The sequence below is a fragment of the Streptomyces sp. NPDC088350 genome, from assembly GCF_044753545.1.
GTDB lineage: Bacteria > Actinomycetota > Actinomycetes > Streptomycetales > Streptomycetaceae > Streptomyces.
In genome coordinates, this window is sequence record NZ_JBIVNL010000003.1 from 258170 (window position 1) to 280324 (window position 22155).

Below are 22155 nucleotides of genomic sequence, written 5' to 3' on the forward strand. Positions count from 1 at the left end.
GATCACCTCACCGCCCGACGGTGTAGCCGAGGGACTTGGCCTTGTCGGTGATGGCGGTCTGCCACTCGCCGAGTGTGCCGGTGAGCGACTTCCCGGAGTTGAGGGCGGGGACGACGGTCGAGGCGTAGATCGCCTCCTGGCTGTACTGCGTGGCGGACCAGCCCGGCCACACCCGCTCGGCGGCCTGCTGGAAGACGGGGCCGATGTCACCGGCGAAGTAGCCGGTGGTGGTCTGGTTGGCGAGCCAGGCGGTGGCGGCCGTCTTGTAGGCGGGGTAGGTGCCGGCGGTGGCCTGGTAGTCGTCGGAGGTGGTCATCCAGGTCACCAGGTCGGAGGCCGCCTTGAGGTTCTCGCTGTGGGAGGAGACGAACCACAGGCCGCCGCCGACGTTGCCGGTGTAGTTCGTGGTGCCGCCGGCGAACTTGAGGGGGGCGGCTGCCGCGATCCGGCCCTTGGGCGTCTTGAAGGTCGAGTTGAACAGCACCTGTCCGTACCAGGAGGGGCCCGGGAGCATGAGCACCTTGGCGGCCTTGTTCTTGATGAAGCCGGCGCTGAAGACGGTGTCCTTGGAGACCGCGCCCTTGGCGATGAGGCCGTCGAGCAGCTTGGCCATCCGTGTGCACTTGGGGTCTTCGAGGTTCACGGTGACCTTCTTGCCGCCGGTGACCGTGCTCGCGGGGCACTGGCTCGCCCAGAAGTAGACCTCCGGGGCGTAGGAGTCACCCGCGGTGCCGACGAGATAGCCCGGGTGCTCCTTGGCGACCTTCTCGCCGAGGGCCTGGTACTCCTCCCAGGTGGTGGGGACGGTGTACCCGAAGGAGTCCATCAGCTTCTTGTCGTACCAGAGGACGTTCTGGGCCAGGTCGTTGCGGACGCAGTAGGTGTCGCCGTTGAAGACGCACGGGTCGAGGGCTCCGGCGGCGAAGCCGCTGAGGGTGCTCTTCGGGATGATGCCCTTGTCGACGGCGGCCGCGTACGGGGACTTGCCCTGGGAGGCCCAGGTGCCGTCGTTGACGTTCGCGGTGAAGGCGACGTCGGGCCAGCCGCTGCCGGTCCGGTCGAAGAGCTGGACCTTGGTCTGGAGGTCGTTGGCTCCGTTGGCGTCGCCGCTGTACGTGACGATCTTCATCTTCACGTCCGGGTGCGCCTTCTGGTAGGCCTGCACGCCCGGTACGCGGGTGGCGTCCGCCCAGACCGTGATCTCGCTGCCCGCTTTCTGGGGCACGGGGGAGAACGTCGCGGCGGCCCCGCCGCCGGTGGGGGTGGGATCCGCGCTGGCGCACCCGGCGAGCGCGAGCAGACACCCGGCGCCGAGGGCCGCGACGGCGGCGGTGAGCCGTGGCCGGGAGAAGCGCGAGCGGGAGGGGTACCGAACACCGTTGTTCATGGCTGACCTCGTTCGTGCGGGGACGCGGGACGGTCGTGCGGGATGGAAGGGGCGATGGACCCTGGGGGTCACGCCTTGGGCGGAGTGGCCGTCTCCGCGTCGACGAAGTGCCGGAGTACGGCCGGGTAGTCGAGGCCGGCGGGCAGCGCGACGCCGGGGCCGGTCGGCGCGTGGACGATGCCGTCGGCGTCGATACCGCTCTCCCGGCTGATGGGGTTCCCCATCACCAGGGACTCGTAGTAGGTGGTGTTGGAGATGGCCATGCACAGGTGCCGGTTGGGGATCTCGGGTCCGTGCACCTCGGCGCGCAGCCGGAAGGCGTCGGCCAGGTGGGCGGTGCGCAGGGCGCCGGTGAAGCCGCCCCGCAGTTGGGTGGAGGCACGGACGCCGAAGGTGGCGGCGCCCGCCTGGATGAAGTCGGCGGAGTTCATGTGGGCCCCGTCGGAGGTCTCGGCGACGAGCAGGGGCACCCGCACCGCGTCCGCAAGGCGCCGGTACGCGGTGACGCTGAACTCGCGCATCGGTTCCTCATACCAGAGGTATCCGGCGTCGGCGAGGGCGTTGCCGACATGGATGGAGTCGGGCAGGTCGAAGCCCGCGGAGCCGTCGAACATCAGCGGGACGTCGTCGCCGACATGCTCGCGCAGCGCGGTGGACAGCTTGGCGTCGCGTCGCGCGTCGCCCCAGGCGTGCAGCTTGATGGCCTGATAGCCCAGCTCCAGCGCCTGGTCGGCGATGTCCAGGTACTCCGCGACGGAGGAGTAGGTGACGGTGGAGGCGTACGCGGGGATGGAGGTGCGGTAGCCGCCCAGCACCTCCCAGGTGGGCCGGTCGGCGAGGCGTCCCGCCAGATCCCACAGCGCCGTGTCGACGAGGCCGAGGAGGTACAGCGGCAGTTCCTCGGTCCGGTCCAGCTCCCACAGCCGGTGCCAGAGCCATTCGCGGCGCAGCGGATCCTGCCCCACCAACTCCTCGCGCAGCACCCGGTCCAGCAGATCCGCCAGTACGACGGCGGAGCCGCGCCGCGGGCTCATCGCCACACCCTCGACTCCCTCGTCGGTACGGATGTGCAGCACGGCGGCCTCACCCTCCGGCGGGCTGCCCTGAAGCCCGTCCCGCCAGACGAACGGCGGATCGGCGGCGGGCACCCGGATCGGATGGCTCGCAACATCGGTGATGCGCACGGTGTCCCACCTCACAGAGAAGCCGAAATGCCTGGGAAACATAATTCGTCATACGAATGCCGTCAAGGGATGTGCGGCTAGAATGCGGGCACGCATCGGAGCGGAGGGGGCGGTCGGCATGACGGACACGGGCACGGACAGCGGGGGCGGGCCGCCCGCGCTGCAGCCCTGGCTCAGGCGGCCGGCCCGGCTCGCGCACGCCGTCGTGGAGGCGCTCGCCGACCGGATCGTGGCGGGCCACTTCCCCCCCGGCTCGACGCTGCCCATCGAACCCGAGCTGTGCGAGACCTTCGGGGTCAGCCGCACCACCGTCCGCGAGGCGGTCAAGGCCCTGGAGGCCAAGGGGCTGCTCCGCGCGAGGCAGGGATCGGGAACGACCGTCACCCCGCAGGAGGACTGGAACCTCCTCGATCCCGTCGTACTGGCCGCCACCTTCCGGCACGACGACCAACTCGTGGTCCTCGACCAGCTCGTCGGCGTGCGATCGGCACTGGAGTCCCAGATGGCCGCCCAGGCGGCGGTCCTCGCGACGGAGGCCGATCTCCGCGCCGTCGAGGAGCTGCTCGTGCGGCTGGACGGGGAGACCGCGGCCCCCTACGACTTCATCGAGACCGACCTCGTCTTCCACGGCCGGATCATGGAGGCGTCCCGCAACCGGCTCGCGAGCTCCATCGTCCGCAGCGTCCACACCCAGGCCCGGACCACCTCCCTGTACAGCGGCGCACCCGACAGCCGCGCCTGCGAACTGGCGAACGCGGAGCACCGGCAGCTGATGGCGTGTCTGCTCGCCCGGGATCCCGAGGGGGCCGCGAAGGCCATGACGTCGCACATCGAGGACGCCTGGCAGCGCCGCCGCTCACCGGCGGGCCGCCGGTCGAGCTCGTAACGGGCGGCCGGGCGAAGTTACTGCGCGGTATCTCTTGCCGCAATTCGTATGACGACTAATGTAACCGCCGTTTCGTTCCGGCCACTGGAAGGTGCCACGTGCGGTTCACACGTTCAATTCCCTCGTCCCAGGGCCAGGTGACGCCTCAGAGCCCGGTCGGCAGAGCCTGCCTGACAGCCGTCGCGGCCCTCGCCACCGTGACCGCCACGGCCCTGGGCCAGGCGACACCCGCCTTCGCGGCGCAGAGGACGACGGTCCTCCATGTCTCGCCGGACGGCCGCGGCACCGCGTGCTCGGCGTCCCGCCCCTGCTCGATCGAGCAGGCGAAGGCGAAGGTCCGCACCCTCAACGCACGCATGAGGGCCGACATCGTCGTCCGGCTCGCGGACGGCGTCTACCGGCTCGCCGCGCCCCTGACCTTCGACCGGGCCGACTCCGGCACCAACGGCCACACCGTCGTCTGGACGGCAGAACCGGGCGCCCACCCCGTCCTGTCGGGAGCGCGGAAGGCCACCGGCTGGACACTGCAGGACCGCGCGAAGAACATCTGGAAGGCCAGGGTCGGCACCGGTTTCGACATCCGCCAGCTGTACGTCGACGGCGTCCAGGCCACCCGCGCCCGTACCCAGCTCAACCGCGCCGACCTGACCTCCGACGCCAACGGCTACACCTTCACCAGCAGCGCGCTGAAGTACCTCAACACCCTCTCCGATCCCGGCCGTACCGAGATCGACGCCCTCGGCTCCTTCACCAACCGCTACTCGCCGGTGGCGGGCATCAGCGACGGCGTCATCACCATGAGGCAGCCGGCCTGGAACAACAACACCTTCGGGTACGACACCATCGGCAACCCCTTCCGGCAGGGACCGCTGTACATCGAGAACGCCTACGAGTTCCTCGACTCGGCGGGCGAGTGGTACCTCAACACCCGTACCGGAACGCTGTACTACAAGCCCCTCGCCGGCCAGAACATGTCCACCGCCGACGTGGAGATGCCGCGCCTGGAGTCGCTCCTCTCCGTCGGCGGCACCTACCGCTCCCCCGCGACCCACATCACCTTCTCGGGCCTGCAGTTCTCGCACACCAGCTGGCTCCAGCCGTCCACCGGCCAGGGGTACGCCGACCAGCAGACCGGCGCGTTCGTCTACGGCGACTGGGAGCGTCCCTCCGACGCGCTGAACTCCTGCCAGTACGGCTGCCGGCAGTTCGAGGCGACCCGCCCCCACTGGCACCAGATGCCGGCCGCCGTCCAGGTGTCGGCCGCCTCCCACATCAGCTTCACCGGCAACCGGTTCACCCAGCTCGGCCAGGTCGCCCTCGGTATCGGCAACGACGCCAACGCGCACGCCACGGGGGTCGGGCTCGGCGCCGACACCATCAGCGTGACCGGGAACGTCTTCACCCAGGACGCGGGCGGCGGTGTCGTGGTCGGCGGCATCCAGGCCGACGCCCACCACCCCGGTGACCCCCGCATGACCAACCGGAACATCACCATCAGCGACAACGTGATGCACGACCTCGCGCTGGACTACCGCGACATGACGGCCGTGCTGGTGACCTACGCCACCGACACCACCGTCTCCCACAACGAGATCTACGACATGCCCTACACCGGCATCGCGATCGGCTACGGCTGGGGCACCAACGACCCGGGCGGCAGCCAGGACTACGTCAACCGCGGCCTGTACGACTTCCAGCCCGTGTACACCACCCCCACCACGTTGAAGAACGTCCGGGTGACCGGCAACCACATCCACGACGTGATGCGGACCATGGACGACGGGGCGTGCATCTACACCCTCTCCGCCGCGCCGGGCACCCTCATCGACCGCAACTACTGCGCCGACAACAACGGCCACTACGGCATCTACCACGACGAAGGATCACGCGACTACTCGGACGTCAACAACGTCTTCCGCGACACCGGCGACTGGGACCACGAGAACTCCAACGCCACCAACAACACGGGCGCGCTCACGGTGACGGACAACTGGACCAGCAACGGCTCCATCAGCCTCCGTGCCGGGGTGCGCGGCAACACGGTGACCGGCACCGTCGTCGTCACCGACGACAACTGGCCCAGCGCCGCCGAGCGGGTCATGGAGGAGGCGGGCGTCCGGCCCGAGTGACCCGGACGGCTGGGCACTCGTTCACTCGATCACCTACCGTCGACGCCTTGAGCGCTTCGGAATCCCGGAATCAGGGCCGCCGATCCCACGATCGGCGGCCCTGCCCTCATGTCCCGTTCCGCAGTGGTCCCGCCGTCCCTGGCACAGCTCGGGGACGGCCGAGTTCGACGGTGCCCGCACCGGCGTCCCCCTCGACCTGACCATCGCGCTCCACCCGGGGGTACACCGGGGATTCCACGGGCGCGCCCGGTACCCGCTCCGTACGACGGTGGCTGGGTCACCGAGCCGGGCCCCGGCACACGATGAGCCGGCCCCGGCGACCCAGCGCACCAGGAGCGGGGAAGATCGTCATGGGCCTGTCCAGCATCGACGTCATTCCGAAGCCGGGCTCGTCGAGCGCGGGTACCACCGGGAACACGACAACGACCGCTGTCCGCGCGGGGCACGAGACGGCTGCGGACTTCGAGAGCGTCCGGTCCCTGCTGTTCGGGATCGCCTACCGGAGGCTGGGCCGCGCCGTCGACGCCGAGGACGTCGTTCAGGACGTATGGGTCCGCTGGCAGGGCGCGGACCGGGCACAGGTGCGGGATCGGGTCGCGTTCCTCGTGGCCGTCACCACCCGGGTCGCGCTCAACACGGCGACCTCGGCCCGCGCTCGTCGCGAGGTCAGTGTAGGCGGATGGAGTCCGGAACGAGATCCCGCAGCCGTCGATCCCGCGGGCGAGGCCGAACGCGGCGAGGCCCTCGCACACGCGGTCCGGCTCCTGATGGAACGGCTGTCCCCCGTCGAACGTGCCGTGTACGTACTGCGCGAGGCGTTCGCATATCCGTTCAGTGAAATCGGCGACATGCTCGATCTCAGCGAGGTCAACGCGCGGCAACTGGCGGTCCGGGCACGCAGGCGTCTCACCGAACATCGGTACAACCCGGTCGATTCGGCGGAGCGGGACGGGCTGCTCAAGGCCTTCCTCGACGCGGCGCGCGCCGGCGACATGGCGCACCTCATCGACCTGCTCCAGGGGGCTTCACACCCTGCCGCAGCCCCGATGATCGCCCCTGGTGACCATTCCGCCACCAGCAGTTCACGAGGCCTCGACCGGGCTCCGCGGCGGCGGTCCGCTTGATCGTCCGGCCGCGCGCACGTGGTGCATGATGGGGACGGCCCGAGTTCCTCAGGGTCTGGCTCCTTTGACCTGCGCGGTGGTGGTGGATGTCGAGCAGCGCTCCTCGGCGCGGGCTGCGTGGCCGGCGTGGCGAGTGCTGGGCGCTGGACCAGGTGGTGGCCAGCGCGAAGGTGGGTCAGAGCCAGGTGCTGGTGCTGCGCGGCGAGCCCGGGGTCGGCAAGTCCGCGCTGATGGACTACCTGGCGGGGAACGCGCCGGGGTGCCAGATCCTGCGGGTTGCCGGCATCGAGTCCGAGATGGAACTGGCGTTCGCCGGACTGCACCAGCTGTGCATGCCGATGCTGGGACAGCTCGATCGTCTTCCCGGCCCCCAGCATGACGCCCTGGCCATCGCGTTCGGTCTCAGGGCGGGGAGCGCGCCGGACCGTTTCATGGTCGGGCTCGCGGTGCTCAGCCTGCTCGCCGAGGTGGCGGAGGAGCAGCCGCTCGTCTGCGTGGTGGACGACGCCCAGTGGCTCGACCGGGTCTCCGCGCAGACACTGGCCTTCGTCGCGCGCCGGCTGCTCGCGGAGCGGGTGGCGTTGGTGTTCGCGGTGCGTACCTCGACGCCCGTTCCGGCTGACGACCCGTGGGGGGCGCTGCGGGAGCTCGTGATCCGGGGTCTGCGCGACGACGACGCCCGCGCCCTTCTGGACTCGGTGGCACCCGGCCGGCTGGACGAGCGGGTCCGGGACCGGATCGTCGCCGAGACCCGTGGCAACCCCCTGGCTCTGCTGGAACTGACACGGGGGTTGACCGCGGCGGAGCTGGCCGGCGGGTTCGGGCGTCCGGACGCCCGGCCGCTGGCGAGTCAGATCGAGCAGAGTTTCCTGCGCCGAATCGTTTCGCTCCCTGACGCGGCGCAACGGCTCCTGCTGGCGGCGGCAGCCGAGCCGATGGGGGACGTGCCCTTGCTGCGGCGAGTGGCCGAGCGGCTCGACATCGGGGCGGACGCCGCGGGGGCGGCCGAGGCGGCGGGGCTGATCGAGTTCGGCGCGCGGGTGCGGTTTCGTCATCCGCTGGTGCGCTCGGCGGCCAATCGCGCGGCCGACCCCGAGGTACGCCGGGACGTGCACCGCGCGCTGGCCGAGGCGACCGATCCCGAGTTCGACTCGGATCGCCGGGCCTGGCATCGCGCCCACGCGGCGGTCGAACCCGACGAGGCCCTGGCGGGCGAGCTGGAGCGCTCGGCCGACCGGGCCCAGGCCCGCGGCGGTGTCGCGGCGGCGGCCGCGTTCCTGAGACGTGCGACCGAGCTGACACCCGACCCGGTCAGGCGCGGTACCCGGGCGGCTGCCGCCGCGCGGGCGTCCTTCGAGGCAGGAGCCCCCGACGCCGCGCTGGAACTCCTCGCCGCCACGGAGCTGGGCCCGCTGAACGAGGTCCAGCAGGCCCGGCTGGTCCTGCTGCGCGCCCAGATCTCCTTCGCGCGCAGGCGCGGCGGTGAAGCTCTGCCGTTGCTGCTCGACGCGGCCGGTCGGCTGGAGGGGATCGACGACGGACAGGCGCGCGAGGCGTACCTCGAAGCCATCGGAGCAGCGGCCGTCGCCGGACGTCTCAGTGGCCGTACCGGACTGCGGGAGGTGGCCGAGGCCGCCCGCACCGCACCGCCCGCCCCGCACCCGCCACGGCTGACGGACCTCCTTCTCGACGGTCTGGCGACCCGGTTCACCGAAGGCTACGTCCAGGGTGCGCCGGCGTTGAAGGTAGCGCTGCGGGCGTTCCGGCAGGCCGCCGAACGGGGCGAGGACGACGTCATGCGCTGGCTCTGGCTGACGTGGCTGGTCGCCAGTGACATGTGGGACGACGAGACATGCCAGGAACTGACGACGTGCGCGGTCCGGACGGCTCGCGAGACCGGCGCGCTCAATTTCCTTCCCCTGGCGCTCTGTTACCGCGCCATCCAGCATGTGCATGCCGGGGAGTTCGACCTCGCCTCGGCGTTGATCGACGAGTCCGACACCATGACGGAGGTGACCGGCAACTCGCCCCTCGGGTACGCCACAGCGTTCCTCCAGGTCTGGCGCGGCGACGACGTCCTGGTGGCGGAGTGGACGGACGGCAGGGTCCGGGACGCGACGACCTGGGGCGAGGGGCGGGCGATCGGGCTGAGCAACTACGTGATCGCGGTGCTGTACAACGGCCTGGGCCGCTACCAGGAAGCCCTGGCAAGGGCCGAACGGGCATGGGAGCACGAGGAACTGGCGGGTTTCGGGTTCACCCTCTTCGAACTGGTCGAGGCGGGTGCCCGCAGTGATGCTCTCGAGGCGGCCGAGGCGGCCCTGCACCGGCTGGAGGAACAAGCCCTCGCCGCCGGCACGGACTGGGCCCTCGGCGCTCTGGCCCGGTCGAGAGCACTGCTCGCCCACGGCCGGGCCGCCGACCTGCTGTACCGCGAGGCCGTCGAGCGCCTCTCGCGGAGCCGGGCCGCCGTCCACCTCGCGCGCACCCACCTGGTGTACGGCGAGTGGCTCCGCCGCGAGAACCGGCGCGTCGACGCCCGCGAGCAACTGCGCACCGCCTACGACATGCTGCACGGCTTCGGAGCGAACGCCTTCGCCGAGCGCGCCCGTCGCGAACTCCTGGCCACCGGCGAGTCGGTACGGCAGCACGCGGTCGACGTGCGTGAGGCCCTCACCGCGCAGGAAGCCCAGATCGCCCGACTGGCCGCCGACGGAATGACCAACTCCGAGATCGGCGCCGAGCTGTTCATCAGCCCTCGCACGGTGGAATGGCACCTGCACAAGGTGTTCACCAAGCTCGACGTCAAGTCGCGGAACAAGCTCCGCACCGCGCTGGCCCGAGCCTGACGGTCGGGAGTTCCGCCGCCGAGGACGGTGCCGGCAGCCGGTGAGTCGATCAGTCGGCCGACGGGTGTCCGTCCTGGAGTGCGGAGAGCGCCGCGGCGAGCTTGCCGCGGCTGGTGATGCCCAGGCGGGGATAGATGCGGTACAGATGGGCTCCGACGGTGCGGTGCGAGATGAACAGGCGCTGACCGATCTCCCGGTTGCTCAGCCCCTGTGACGCCAGCACCGCGATCTGCATCTCCTGGGCCGACAGCCGGTCGCTGGTGTTGGCATGCCGCCGGCCGCTCGACTCACCGGCGGCGCGCAGCTGTTCGCGGGCCATCTCGGCCCACGGCCGCGCGCCGATCCGGTCGAACTCGTCGCGGGCGCCGCGCAGCGGGTTCCGGGCGTCGACGTAGCGCCGTTGCCGGCGCAGCCGGCGGCCGTGGTGCAGTTGCAGTCGGGCCCGGGCGAGGACCCAGCCGGCGGGCAGCGCGGCCAGCGCCGCCGTGCAGCGCTCCTCCGCCGTGTCGTCCGGCGCGAGCACCGCTTCCGTGTAGGCCTGGGCCACCACCATCATTTCCGAGGGCAGCCGGGAGGCCGACTCGGCCAGTCCGTCCAGGAGTTCCCGGGCCTGCCGCACGGTGCCCGCGGCCACCGCGGCGTCCGCCAGATCCGGGGCGAGCAGCCAGCGGCTGACCGAGTGGTAGTGCGGGTCAGCGGGGTCGAACGCGCGCGCGAGAACGTCGTACGCCTCGGTGGTACGGCCGTCGAAGAGGGCGAGCAGGCCCTCGACCTGCTGCGCCATCACGGCGGCGAACGGCATGCCGGGGAACAGCCGGTGCCCGCGCAGTTCGCCCAGCATCCGCGCCGCGTCCTCGGTCTCTCCGCGCAGGGCCGCCACCAGGCTCCCGGTCGCCTTCATGCCCAGCCAGACGATCCATTCCCCGGTCTCCTCGGCCAGGGCCAGTCCTTCGCCGGACTCCTCGCGGGCCCGGTCGAGCTGACCGAGGTACACCCTTGGCCAGCTGCCGGCCAGTGAGCGGGCGAGCAGCCCGAGCCTGCCCTGCGAGCGCCACACCGAGGCCGCCAGCGACAGGTACCGGGCGGCGCGGGTGACATCGCCCAGGACCATCGCGCCGCTGCCGAGGAAATGCAGGATCCGGCCGTCCTGGTGGTCCGGCCGGAGGGCGTCGAGCCGTGCGATCACCTCGGCGCCGTGCCGGTACGGTTCGGTGTACGCCCGTACCGTCAGGACGACAGGAGCGTCCGGGTCGGGATTCCAGCGGTCCAGTTCGGCCGCGGCCAGCGTGCGCACACGTGCGTCACCGTCCTGGAAGAAGCATCGGGCGGCGGCCCGCCACAGCAGGTTCTCGGCGACCTGTACGTCTCCGGTGTCGAACGCACCGGCCGCCGTCGTCACCATGTCCTCGATCCGGCGGTGCGGGTCGTCGGGTTCGAACGCCGCCTTGTCGGACACGACCATGAGGCGGGCCCGCTCCACCGGGCCGAGTTCGCTCATGTCGGCCCGGCCCAGCAACAACTGGGTGTGGACCCGGTCGTTGATCTCGCTGGCCGACTCCGCCGCCCGGACCAGGATTTCGGTTCTACGGCGCGGGTCCTGGACCAGCTCGGCCGCCTGGCGGAGGGCCGGGACGGCCGACGCCACCTTGCCGCGGGCCAGTGCCGTGCCGGCGAAACGTTCCAGCCGGGCGGCGAGTTCCTCGTCCGGGCCGAGCGTCGCGGCGGCCAGGTGGAGGAGCTGGTGCTGGGGGGTGTCGGCCATGGCCGCGGCGATGGCGCGGTGGGTGGCCAGCCGGTCCGTGACAGTGGCACGGGTGTAGATCGCCGAGCGCATCAGCGGATGCCGGAACTGGAGGGTACGGCCGACCAGACTGGCCAGACCGGCGTCCACCGACTCCTGTACGGCGTCCACGGAGACCACCGTGTCCCGCAGCCGGCTCGCCACGTCCAGCAGGCGGTTCAGGGGTGCGTTGGGCTCGGCGGCCAGGGCCAGCAGAAGGGTGCGGCACTCCGGGCTCACGGAGTCCGTGCGCGCGGCGAACGCGTCCTCCAGCCGCTGGGTCAGTGGCAGATCGTCCAGCTGCGGGGCCGTGTCCTGCACCGCCTTGGGCAGTTCGACCAGGGCCAGCGGGTTGCCCTCGGCGCGCTCCAGGATGAGGGCCCGTGTCGACGCCAGGAGGTCCGGCGCGCCCGCGTCGAGCAGTTCGGCGGCGGCCGGCCCGGCGAGCGGTCGCAGCGGGAGATCCGGCTGCGCGCCCGTGTCGTAGGAGTCGGGGGCGTGGAGCCGCGAGGCCGTGATGATCAGTACGGGGAGGTCGCGGGTGCGCCGGGCGACGAACCTGAGGACGTCCCGGCTCGACGCGTCGATCCACTGCAGATCGTCGACGAGGAGGAGGAGCGGCTGCCGGTCGGCCTCGTCGGCGAGCAGTTCGAGTACGGCGAGCGCGACCCGGAAGATGTGGGGTTCGGTCTGCGTCGCACTGAACGCGTCGACCAGCGCCGTCCGGTGCGGGGAGGGCAGCTTCCCGATGCCGTCGGCCGCCGGTCGCAGCAGCAGTTGCAGGGCCGCGAACGGCAGCCACAGCTCGGTCTCCACCCCGGCCGCGCTCAGCACCTTGAAACCGTCCTCGGCGCCCTCGACGCCGATGGTGCGCAGCAGCGCGGACTTGCCGACGCCGGCGGTGCCGTGGATCAACAGCGCACCGCCGCGTCCGTCCGCCGCGTCCGCCAGCAGCCCGCGCAGGACGCGCAGCTCGTCGTCCCGGCCGATCATCGCGCGGGTACCGCGTTCGGCCTCGGGAGGGCCCCGGCTGCTGGGCTGAGCATGTGCGGCTTCCTCCGTGCAGGGGGTCACATCGCACGACATCCTAGCCTCGGCCCATTACACCCTCGTCGCTCGTGCACCATCGGTAGGACGACTTAACCTCCGCTCGCGCCCCGGCTCTCCGGCGGGGTCCGAAGGCGCGACGGCGGCCCGATGCGCAGGAGCGTCTCGCGTGTCTCCTCGGTCAGGCCGCCCCAGATCCCGTGCCGTTCCCGGTGGTCGAGCGCGTAGCGGCGGCACGAGATCCGCACCGGGCACCGATCGCAGATCGTCAGCGCCCGCTGGACGGTCGCCAGGTCTCCCGGAGAGGGGAAGAAGGTGTCGATGTCGGCGCCTCGGCAGGACGCGGCCGACCACCAGCCCGCCGCCGAACGGGCCGGCAGGGCACGGTTGTTCAGCAGAGCAGTGCGCGACGTCGTCATCCCATCTCCTCCAGTTTCCTGCCGTTGGTCTCGCGCACCCGGAGCGCGACGAAGACGAAGGAGAGCACGGCGAAGCCCGCGTAGACGGCGTAGGTGGACGACAGGTTCCAGTCCGCCATGCGCGGGAAGCTCTCGGTGACGGCCCAGTTGGCGATCCAGTTGGCGGCGGTCGCCACCGACATCGCGGCGGCGCGGATGCGCAGCGGGAACATCTCGCCGACCATCACCCAGAGCACGACACCCCAGGAGACCGCGAAGAAGAAGACGAAGGAGTGGGCGGCGACCAGCGCCACGGTGCCCTGCGTGTCCGGAATGGACAGATCGCCGCCACTGCCCGTCTTGTACGAGAACGCCCAGGCGGCGAAGGCCAGCGACACGGCCATGCCGGCCGAGCCGGTCAGCGCGAGCGGTTTGCGGCGGACCCGGTCGATCAGCAGCATCGCCACGACGGTTCCGACGATGTTGACGATGGACGTAGAAAGGCTGATCAGCAGGGAGTTGGCCTGGTCGATGCCCACCGACTGCCACAGCAGCGACGAGTAGTAGAAGATGACGTTGATGCCGACGAGTTGCTGGAAGACGGCCAGACCGATGCCGACCCACACGATCGGCAGCAGCCCGAAGCGGCCGTCCAGCAGATCGCGTACCCGCGGCTTGTGGTCGGTCTTGAGCGCGTGCTGGATCTCGGCGATCCGGTCCTCGGCGCCGGCGTACGTGCCCTGCAGGTCGCGCACTACGGCGAGGGCCTGGACCTCACGGCCCGTGGCGACGAGGTAGTGCGGCGACTCCGGGATGCGCAGGGTGAGGAACAGGTAGGCGAGCGCCGGTACGACGGCGGCCATGAGCATCCACTGCCAGGCGTGCAGGGCACCGAGCTGGTTCTCGCTCCTGCCGCCGGCCCCTTGGGCGATGCCCCAGTTGACGAGTTGGGAGGCGGTGATGCCGAGCACGATGGCCGCCTGCTGGAAGGAGGCCAGCCGACCGCGGTGGTCGGGCGGTGCGACCTCGGCGATGTAGGTGGGACCGATCAGCGACGCGAGGCCGATCGCCGTCCCGCCGATGACGCGCCACGCTCCCAGGTCCCAGGCGGAGAAGGGCATGGACGAGCCGAGCGCGCTGATCGCGAAGAGGACGGCGGCGAGGTGCATCACACGGGGACGGCCGATGCGGTCGGCGAGGCGCCCGGCGACGGCCGCTCCGAAGGCGGAACCGAGCAGCGCGGAGGCAACGATGGTGCCCGTCTCGCTGGAGGTGACATCGAACCGGTGCTGGATTCCGGTGACGGCACCGTTGATGACGGCGCTGTCGTAGCCGAACAGGAAGCCGCCGATCGAGGCGGCGGCCGAGATGGCCGTGATACGGCGGAGGTTGGTCGGAGTGAGCGCGGCCCTTGAGTGGGCCGGCCCCCTGGAAGAGGCGTTCGCGGTCATGGACAAGGCTCCTTCTCAGGACCGGGTGCGCGGACGTGCGGGTGGGGACTCCCGGCCGGGCGGGTCCACCCACCGGTCGTGGCGGACGTGGATCGGAATGACGACTGCGCCGGCGCCCGGACACCGCTCTTCGGGCCCGTCGGCGTGTGCGCCGCAGGTCAGAGACGGGCTGCCGGGGACGAGAGCAGTTCGTGGAGGCGGGCGAGATTGGCCGCGCCGACGATGCCTGCGTCCGATCCGACGGTGGCGGTGCGGACCTCGGCGTAGACGCGGTGCTCGCCGCCGCCCAGGGCCCGGCGGTAGGAGATCTCGGCCGGACGCCTGATCAGTTCGCCGGTGTCGCCGAGGCCGCCGCCGATGACGAGGACGGACGGGTCGAGGACGGACGCGAGGTCGGCGAGGACCTGGCCCAGCCAGCGGCCCGACCGCGCGAACACCTCCAGGGAGAAGGGGTCGCCGCCGAGGGCCGCCTTGGTCACATGGTGCCCCTCGACGCCGGAAGGGGTGCCGTCGCCCAGCGCGAGCACCGCCGCGGCGCGTGCCGGATCGCCGGCCGCCATCTCGCGGGCGCGGCGGGTGTGGGCCGCTCCGCTGGCGTACTGCTCCATGCAGCCGTGCTGACCGCAGGGGCACGGGAGCCCGTCGGGGACGGCACGGTAGTGGCCGATCTCGCCGGCCATGCCGAAGCGACCGCGGAAGAGCCGGCCTCTGCTGATGATGCCTCCGCCCAGGCCGGTGCCCGCCATGACCATCAGCATGTCGTCGTGCCCGGCACCGGCTCCGTGGATGAACTCGCCCCATGCGGCGGCGTTCGCGTCGTTCTCGACGACGACCGGCAGTCCGGTGGCTTCCTGGACGATGTCCCGGATCGCCTTGTCGTGCCAGCCGAGGTTGGGCGCGAAGCGCACCGTCGAGCGGTCCGCGTCCACGTACCCGGCGGCTCCGACGCCGATCGCCCGGATGTCGTCCCAGTTCCCGCGGATCCGCTGGACCGCCTCGGCGATCACCTCGGCGATCCGGTCCGGGTCGTGCGGGGTGGGGACGCGTACCCGGGCGACGACCTCTCCGCCGGGGTCGACCACCCCTGCGGCGATCTTCGTGCCGCCGAGGTCGACGCCGATGGTCAGACCGCCGTTCTGTTCGGTCATGCGGCACCGCCCGCACGATCGGACCGACGGTGCGCGTTCCCAAACGCGTGTCGAAACATAGTGTGATCCCTAACGTGGTGATGCCGTGTGAACGCGGCGCGGAGTCGGCTCACCGGCATCCGGAATACCGGGCACGGTGGCTTCGGCACCCCGGAAGCGACGGTTCGCCGCCGGCCCGGGGACTGCTCCAGCCTCCTTGATCCGGGGGCGAGTCGCTTCAGTCATTCGACTGCGTCCTGGACGTCGTCCACCCGTCGTGTCACACATGCGGGCCGTGCCCGGTCTTCTCCCGTGAAGCACGTTGGATCGACGGAGGTGTGACACGGTGTTGGAGACCGGATCAACGGATGGACACGGCGGGCACGGGGGCCAGGAAGGGACCGGCCCCAGGATGCTGGCGGACGTCAGGCCGCCCTTCGTACCGGAGGGCGCTGCGGCGATGACAGTGCTGGTCGAGTGGCCGCCGGGTCACCCCGGGACGCCACCGCACCGGCACTCGGGGCCGTGCTTCGGCTACGTCACCGAAGGCGCCGTCCGGTGGGAACTCGAAGGCGAACCCGAGCGCGTGATCAGGGCCGGTGAGACGTTCTGGGAACCGGGCGGTGAAGTGATCCACTACCAGAACGGCAACGCCTCGTCGGACACGCCGGCCCAGTACGTCGTCGTCATGCTGGGCGCGCCCGGCCTGCCGATGCTCACGCTGGTCGACGAGAACGAGCTGGAGAAGCGGGCCCACCTGCGCGCCCCGCGGCCGTCCGCCGGCTGAACCAGGGCCGGGAGGCGGGGAGTTCATCACGTCAGTTCTCGAAGGGGGCCGCTGTGTCCGGTGCCGGGTCGATGCCGCGTAGCACGGCCGAGGGGCTGGTGGGACGCGACCGGGAGCTCGAACTGCTGGGGTCGTACGTCGACCAGGTGCTCGGCGGCGGTGGGGTGCTGCTGCTGTCCGGGGAGCCGGGCGTCGGCAAGTCCGTTCTCCTGGACGCCGCGGCGGAGACGGCGACCGCGGCGGGTGCGCTGGTGCTGCGCTCCGCCGGGGTCGAGTTCCTCGTGGATCTGAGCTTCTCCGGGCTGAACCACGTCCTCGAACCGCTGCTGCCCGCGTGCGCCGGGCTCGACCCGGCGCACCGCGAGGCCCTGACCGTCGCCCTGGGCACGGGCGACGGTGCACCGGTGGATCGGCTGGTCGTCTACGGGGCCGTGGTGGCGCTGCTCCGCCGGGTCGCGAGCACCCGCCCGGTCCTGCTCGTCGTCGACGATCTGCACTGGGTCGACCGGGCCAGCGCCGCGGCGCTCGCGTTCGTCGCCCGGCGGCTGACCGGGAGCCGGGTCGGCCTCCTCGCCGCCTCACGGCCGGGGTACGAGAGCTTCTTCGAACGTTCGGGACTTCCCGAACTCATCGTGTCGCCGCTGGACGACACGGCCTCGGCAGGCCTGGTCGGCGCCCGGTTCCCGCTGCTCGCCGGGCGGGAGCTGCGGCGGGTCCTCGCACAGGCCCAGGGCAATCCGCTGGCCCTGCTGGAACTGCCGGCCGCTCTCGACGACTCGCGAGGCAGCGCCGGAGTGGTGCTGTCCGAGGTGCTCCCGCTCAGCCGTCGGCTGCAGACCCTGTACGCCTCCCGGGTCGCGGAGATGCCTGAACCCACCCGCCGACTGCTGCTGCTGGCCGCGCTGGAGGACAGCGGCGACCTGCCGGTCCTGCGGGCCGCCGCCCCCGGCGAGGACGTGCTGTCCCTGCTCGCCCCGGCCGAGCGGGCGGAGCTGCTGCGGGTCGAACACCGCGGCCTGGGGCAGGTGTCCTTCCGTCATCCGCTGATCCGCGCGACGATCGTGTCGGGCTCGACCGGCCGTCAACGCCTGGCAGCCCACCACGCCTTGGCCAAGGCCCTGACCGATCAGCCCGACCGCCGGGCGTGGCACCTGGCCGAGGCCACACCCGCCCCGGACGAGCGGGTCGCGGCACTCCTGGAACACACCGCCCATCGGGTCCGTCGGCGCGGCGACGCCGTCGGCGCGTTCAACGCGCTGGTACGGGCCGCCGACCTCACTCCCGGCCCCGTGGACCGCAGCAGGCGGCTGGCCGAAGCGGCCTTCGTGGGCGCGGACGTCGCCGGAGAGTTGCGCACGGCGGCGGAACTGCTCGTGGAAGCCCGGCGCGCCGACCCCGAACTCAGGGGATCCCTGCGGGCGGCTGCCGCCGCGTCCCACGTGCTGCTCAACCGCGACGGTGACGTCAACACCGCGCACCGGCTGCTCGTCGGTGCGATCACGACCCGCGACGGCAGGTCCGACGGTGACGACGAGTCGCTCTTCGAGGCGCTGTGCACCCTGCGCAGGGTGTGTCTGTGCGCGGGCAGACCGGAGCTCTGGGCCGCCTATCACGCGGCGATGTCCCAGCTGACCGTGCCGATGCCTCCCCTCCAGGAACTGCTCGGCGATGTCTACGCCGACCCGGCACGCTCCTCCGCGGCCTCCCTCGCCCTGCTCGATGCGGTGATCCACGACCTGCATCTGCAAGCGGACCCGAGCCGCGTCGAACGGATCGCGATGGCGGCACTCTTCGTGGACCGGGCGACGGGGTGCCGCGCCGCTCTCTGGCCCGTCGTCGACGACGGGCGCGAAGGCGGCGCCGTCACCTCGGCCCTCATCGCGCTGGTCGTGCTGTGCCTGGACGACTTCATGACGGGTCGGTGGGACGAGTGCGGGCGTCTCGCCGCGGAGGGTCTGGCGCTGTGCGAGGCCCACGGCTACGGGCTGCTGGCCCAGCAGTTCCACCGGGCCCGGGGCCTGCTCGCCGCGGCGCACGGCGACGACGGCACGGTGCGGGAACTGGCGCGGGGTATCACGGAGTGGGCGGTGCCTCGCGGCGCTCGGACCATCGAGCACTTCGCACGGCACATGACGGCACTGTCCGCCCTGGGACGCGGTGACCACGAGGCGGCCTACCGCCACGCATCGGCGATCAGCCCTTCGGGCGTGCTGGCCCCCCATGCCCCGTTGGCCCTGTGGGTTCCGATGGACCTCGTGGAAGCCGCCGTCCGCAGCGGGCGCCGGGCCGAGGCGCTCGCCCATGTCGCCGCGATGCGGCGGGCGGGCCTGCCCGGCATCTCCAGCCGGCTGGCACTCGTCACCGCAGGCTCGGCCGCGCTCGCCGCCCCCGAGGACCGCGCGGCCGGCTTCTTCGAGGAGGCCCTCGCCGTTCCCGGGGCGGAGCGCTGGCCCTTCGACCTGGCCCGGGTCCGCCTGGCCTACGGGGAACACCTGCGTCGTGCACGGGCCGCCAAGGACGCCCGGGTGCACCTCGCCGCCGCCCTCAAGGCCTTCCGCCGTCTCGGGGCCGCCCCCTGGGTGGCGCGGGCGGCCGAGGAACTGCGTGCCACCGGCCGTGCCGCCACCCGGGCGCACCAGGACCTGGGGGCCGTCCAGCTGACGGAGCAGGAACACCGGATCGCCGCACTGGCGGCTTCCGGGATGACCAACAAGCAGATCGGTGAACGTCTGTTCCTCTCCCACCGAACCGTGGGGGCCCACCTGCACCGGATCTTCCCGAAGCTCGGCGTCACCTCCCGTGTCACGCTCGGCGAGGCCCTCGCCGCACTGCCGCCGGGCCGGCCCGGAACACAGGGGTCTCCCCCTTCGCCGCAGTCTTAGAACGCGGCGCCGGGGGAAAGGGACGCGAGCGCGTCCCTGAGTGCCGCACGTGAGGCGATGCCGAGTTTCGGGAACAGCTGGTACAGGTGCGTACCCACGGTTCGGGGCGAGAGGTGGAGCCGTTCGCCGATCTGCTTGTTGGTCATCCCGGACGCCGCGAGTGCGGCGATCTCCTGTTCCTGTGCGGTGAGCGTCACGGAACCGTGCGTGGCCCCGGTCCGGGACCGGCGGGTGGCGCGCAGTTCGGCCGCCGTCCGGTCCGCCCACGGCCGGGCGCCCAGGCGCTCGAACACCTCGGCCGCCGCGACGAGTTGGGCCCGGGCCTCGGTGACGAAGCGCATACGCCGCAGCCGCTCCCCGTAGGCCAGCCGTATCCGGGCGAGATCGAAGGGCCAGCGCTCGGCACCGGGAACGGCGAGGGCCTCCTCGAAGAAGCCGACGGCGCGGTCCTCGGGCGCGACGAGCGCGGCAGAGCCGGCCACCAGCAGCGCCAGTCGCGGGGAGAGCGCCGCCAGTCCGGCCTCCCGCATGGCGCTCACGTGTGCCTCCGCCTCAGCGGTACGCCGGGTGCGCAGCGCCGCCTCCACGAGGTCCATGCAGCACGACAGGGCGTACGGCGCGAGTCGACCGGCGGGACTGATCGCCACGGCGTGGCGGTACGCGCTCTCGTAGTCGCCCGTACCGAGTTCGGCGAGGACGCGGGCGTGGTCGGCGAGGGCCACCGCGCCCAAGGCCCCGCGAGGCACAGCCCAGTGGGTGATCCGGTCGGCCAGGCTCCGGCTCTCCTCGGCATGCCCGCGGACGGCGGCGAGCAGGGCCTGGTGGTACGCGAAGTACCAGGAGAAGAAGGGGTATTGGCGCTCCTCGCAGATCCTCAGGCCCTCGGCGGCCAGGGTTGCGGCCTCCTCCCACCGGCCGCCCGGGAAGTCCTGTCCGCACAGGTGCATGAGCGCGTCGAGGTGCCGGCGGACGTGACCGCCCCCGCGTCCCTGCCGGATCACACGCCAGGAGACGTTCCGCAGCTCCGCGAGCCGGTCGGGGTGGACGGAGAACGTACCGGCGCGGACGATCCGTCCCGGGTCCTCCTCGTTCCGGATGCGGGCGAGGACCGAGTCGAGTTCCCGACGGCCGGTCGAGCCGGTGCGGGCCGGGTCCGCCAGCATCCGGACGCAGGCGGAGAGCAGCGCCGGAGGGGCCGGCTTCAGACGGTCGAGCGCGGCGTGGAAGGGTTCCCACAGGTCGTCCCGACCGCCGGCCCAGCACACCAGCAGCAGGACGTGCAGTGCCTCGACGAGGGCTTCGTCCCCGGCGTCGTATCCGTGGGCGCCGGTCTCGATGGCCTCCACCAGGACGCGATGGGCCATGTCGAGGTCGCCGTCACCACCGTTGAGCAGGAGCAGCGCCGCCGTGGCGGCGGCGAGCGGAGACCCGGTGAGGTCCGCGCGCCGGGCTCGGTCCAGGAGGTCCGACGCCGCGCGCAGGTCACCGGCCGCGTCGGCACCGAGGTGGGCGGCCCGGGCCAGCCGGCGTCCTCGGTCCGCGGGACGGGGGCTCAGCTCGGCGGCCCTGGTGAAGGTCGCGACCGCTGCCGTGGCGTCACCCCGGCGGGCGGCACGCCGCCCGGCCTCCTCCAGCAGTGCGGCGACACGCTCGTCGGGAACGAGGGTTGCCCGGCCCAGGTGCCAGGCCCGCCGTTCGGGTGTGTCCGCGCGCATGTCGGCGAGCGCGCGATGAGCCTGGCAGCGCTCGGTCAGGGTGCTGGTCCCGATGACCGCGGCCTTCATGAGCGGATGGCGGAAGGAGACCCGGCGGTTCGCGCCGTCGACGGTGATCAGGCGGTCCGGTTCCGCCGCCGCCAGCGCCGCCAGCGCCTTGGGGTCCTCCGACCCGGCGCGGAGGACACCCGGATCCCCGGTGTCGTCGAGGGCGAGGAGCAGCAGGAGCCGGCGCGACGCGGCCGGGAGGCCGGCCACGCGCGAAGCGTGGAGGCTCCGGACGCGTGGGGACAGGGGCAGTACGTCGGGCGGATCGGCCGGCGCGCCGCATTGCGGGCCGCTCAGCGCGACGGGCAGTTCCACGAGCGCCAGCGGATTGCCCTGCGCCTGAGCCAGGACACGGTCGCGTACCGGTGCGGCCAGCCCCGGGAAGCGGGCTCCGAGCAGTTCCACGGCCGCGTCGCGATCCAGCGGCGGCACCTCGTACCGGGCGAGACCGGCTCCCTCGAAGAAGGTCTCGGCTCCCGACCTGGAGGCGGCCAGGAATCCGATACGGCTGCCCGCCGGCCGCCGGGCGACGAAGCCCAGCACCGCCGAACTGGCCAGGTCGAGCCAGGTGAGGTCGTCCACGACGAGGAACACAGGCTTTTCGGTTGCCAGTTGACGCAGCAGGAAGAGCACCGAGTCGGCGACGTGCGTCCCGTCGGGCACCGGAGCACCGCCGTAGCCCAGCGCACTGCGCAGAACCTTCCGATGAGTGTCTTCCATCCGCGCGAACCGGTCGTTCAGCGGCGACAGGAGCTGGTGGAGACCGGCGTAGGCGAGTTCGGCCTCGAACCGGACGCCGACGGCGGACAGGACATGGGCACCAGCCCCGGACATGGCCCTGGCGACCTCGCCGAGCAGGACGCTCTTGCCCACCCCCGGCTCCCCGGAGAGCAGCAGGGGACGGCCCGCGGCCGTGACCGGACCGAGCAGTGCCCTGATCTCCTGGAGTTGCCGGGCGCGGCCCACCACCTCAGGGGGCGGGCCGCCGTCCGCGTCCCACCACACGGTGTCACTCGACGGTTCGGGTACGGCCCTGTGCGGTGCCGGTGCCGGGCGGTGGCGTGGCCGTCGTGAGGGCAGGTGTCCGGCAGGGGCGGGGGGCAGCGGTTCGACGCGCGCGCCTGGTGACATGGGTACTCCGTACGTTGCACCGTCCTTCCCGCCGCACGGCGAGGAGGCTGGGGCTCACCGTGCACCCGGCTCACCGGGACAAACATCAGTAACGTGACTGCGCGGCGACTCGGGGGTCGTTTGACTGATGGCGCGAGCCTACGAGGTCTCGCAGAATCGTGATGTGCCCGAATCACACGATCAGGCACACGACGCAGCACACCGTGTGCCGTCCGAAACCCCTTGATCCC

Annotated in this window: 13 protein-coding genes; 6 read left to right on the plus strand and 7 right to left on the minus strand. The window is 71.9% G+C overall.

The window, feature by feature from the left end; all coding sequences use genetic code 11:
* Positions 1-7 precede the first annotated feature (7 nt).
* Positions 8-1387, minus strand: coding sequence for an ABC transporter substrate-binding protein (locus ACIQBL_RS11085; protein WP_401939441.1), 1380 nt, complete (start codon positions 1385-1387; stop codon positions 8-10).
* Between the two features lie 68 nt (positions 1388-1455).
* Positions 1456-2571: an enolase C-terminal domain-like protein gene (locus tag ACIQBL_RS11090; protein WP_401939444.1), complete on the minus strand. Its 1116-nt coding sequence runs from the start codon at positions 2569-2571 to the stop codon at positions 1456-1458.
* Between the two features lie 82 nt (positions 2572-2653).
* Between ACIQBL_RS11090 and ACIQBL_RS11095 the strand changes: the two genes are divergently transcribed.
* The 4 genes from ACIQBL_RS11095 (at position 2654) to ACIQBL_RS11110 (ending at position 9559) form a co-directional block, all read left to right on the plus strand.
* Positions 2654-3457 carry a FadR/GntR family transcriptional regulator gene (locus tag ACIQBL_RS11095; protein WP_401939446.1) on the plus strand — a complete coding sequence of 268 codons (804 nt, stop codon included), beginning with the start codon at positions 2654-2656 and terminating at the stop codon, positions 3455-3457.
* 197 nt (positions 3458-3654) lie between these two features.
* The gene (locus tag ACIQBL_RS11100) at positions 3655-5586 is read left to right on the plus strand and encodes a right-handed parallel beta-helix repeat-containing protein (protein ID WP_401939448.1); all 1932 of its coding nucleotides are present in this window, start codon (positions 3655-3657) and stop codon (positions 5584-5586) included.
* Positions 5587-5936: 350 nt separating this feature from the next.
* Positions 5937-6710, plus strand: coding sequence for a sigma-70 family RNA polymerase sigma factor (locus tag ACIQBL_RS11105; RefSeq protein WP_401939450.1), 774 nt, complete (start codon positions 5937-5939; stop codon positions 6708-6710).
* An 86-nt stretch (positions 6711-6796) separates the two neighbouring features.
* Positions 6797-9559, plus strand: coding sequence for a LuxR C-terminal-related transcriptional regulator (locus ACIQBL_RS11110; RefSeq protein WP_401939452.1), 2763 nt, complete (start codon positions 6797-6799; stop codon positions 9557-9559).
* Positions 9560-9608: 49 nt separating this feature from the next.
* On the opposite strand, the gene ACIQBL_RS11115 is transcribed toward ACIQBL_RS11110, so the two are convergent.
* From ACIQBL_RS11115 to ACIQBL_RS11130, 4 genes are all read right to left on the minus strand, one after another.
* Positions 9609-12413 carry an ATP-binding protein gene (locus tag ACIQBL_RS11115; protein WP_401939454.1) on the minus strand — a complete coding sequence of 935 codons (2805 nt, stop codon included), beginning with the start codon at positions 12411-12413 and terminating at the stop codon, positions 9609-9611.
* A 65-nt stretch (positions 12414-12478) separates the two neighbouring features.
* Positions 12479-12805, minus strand: a complete 327-nt coding sequence (locus ACIQBL_RS11120; protein WP_401939457.1) for a WhiB family transcriptional regulator — start codon at positions 12803-12805, stop codon at positions 12479-12481.
* Positions 12802-14235, minus strand: a complete 1434-nt coding sequence (locus ACIQBL_RS11125) for a sugar porter family MFS transporter (protein WP_401939459.1) — start codon at positions 14233-14235, stop codon at positions 12802-12804. Before ACIQBL_RS11125 ends, ACIQBL_RS11120 begins: the two co-directional genes overlap by 4 nt.
* 158 nt (positions 14236-14393) lie before the next feature.
* Positions 14394-15383, minus strand: coding sequence for an ROK family glucokinase (locus tag ACIQBL_RS11130; protein WP_401939462.1), 990 nt, complete (start codon positions 15381-15383; stop codon positions 14394-14396).
* A 328-nt stretch (positions 15384-15711) separates the two neighbouring features.
* Between ACIQBL_RS11130 and ACIQBL_RS11135 the strand changes: the two genes are divergently transcribed.
* Positions 15712-16149, plus strand: coding sequence for a cupin domain-containing protein (locus tag ACIQBL_RS11135; RefSeq protein WP_401940686.1), 438 nt, complete (start codon positions 15712-15714; stop codon positions 16147-16149).
* Between the two features lie 71 nt (positions 16150-16220).
* Positions 16221-19031, plus strand: a complete 2811-nt coding sequence (locus ACIQBL_RS11140; RefSeq protein WP_401939464.1) for an AAA family ATPase — start codon at positions 16221-16223, stop codon at positions 19029-19031.
* Here ACIQBL_RS11140 and ACIQBL_RS11145 read toward each other — a convergent pair.
* Positions 19028-21925: an AAA family ATPase gene (locus ACIQBL_RS11145; RefSeq protein ID WP_401939467.1), complete on the minus strand. Its 2898-nt coding sequence runs from the start codon at positions 21923-21925 to the stop codon at positions 19028-19030. The genes ACIQBL_RS11140 and ACIQBL_RS11145 overlap by 4 nt on opposite strands.
* Between the last annotated feature and the right edge of the window lie 230 nt (positions 21926-22155).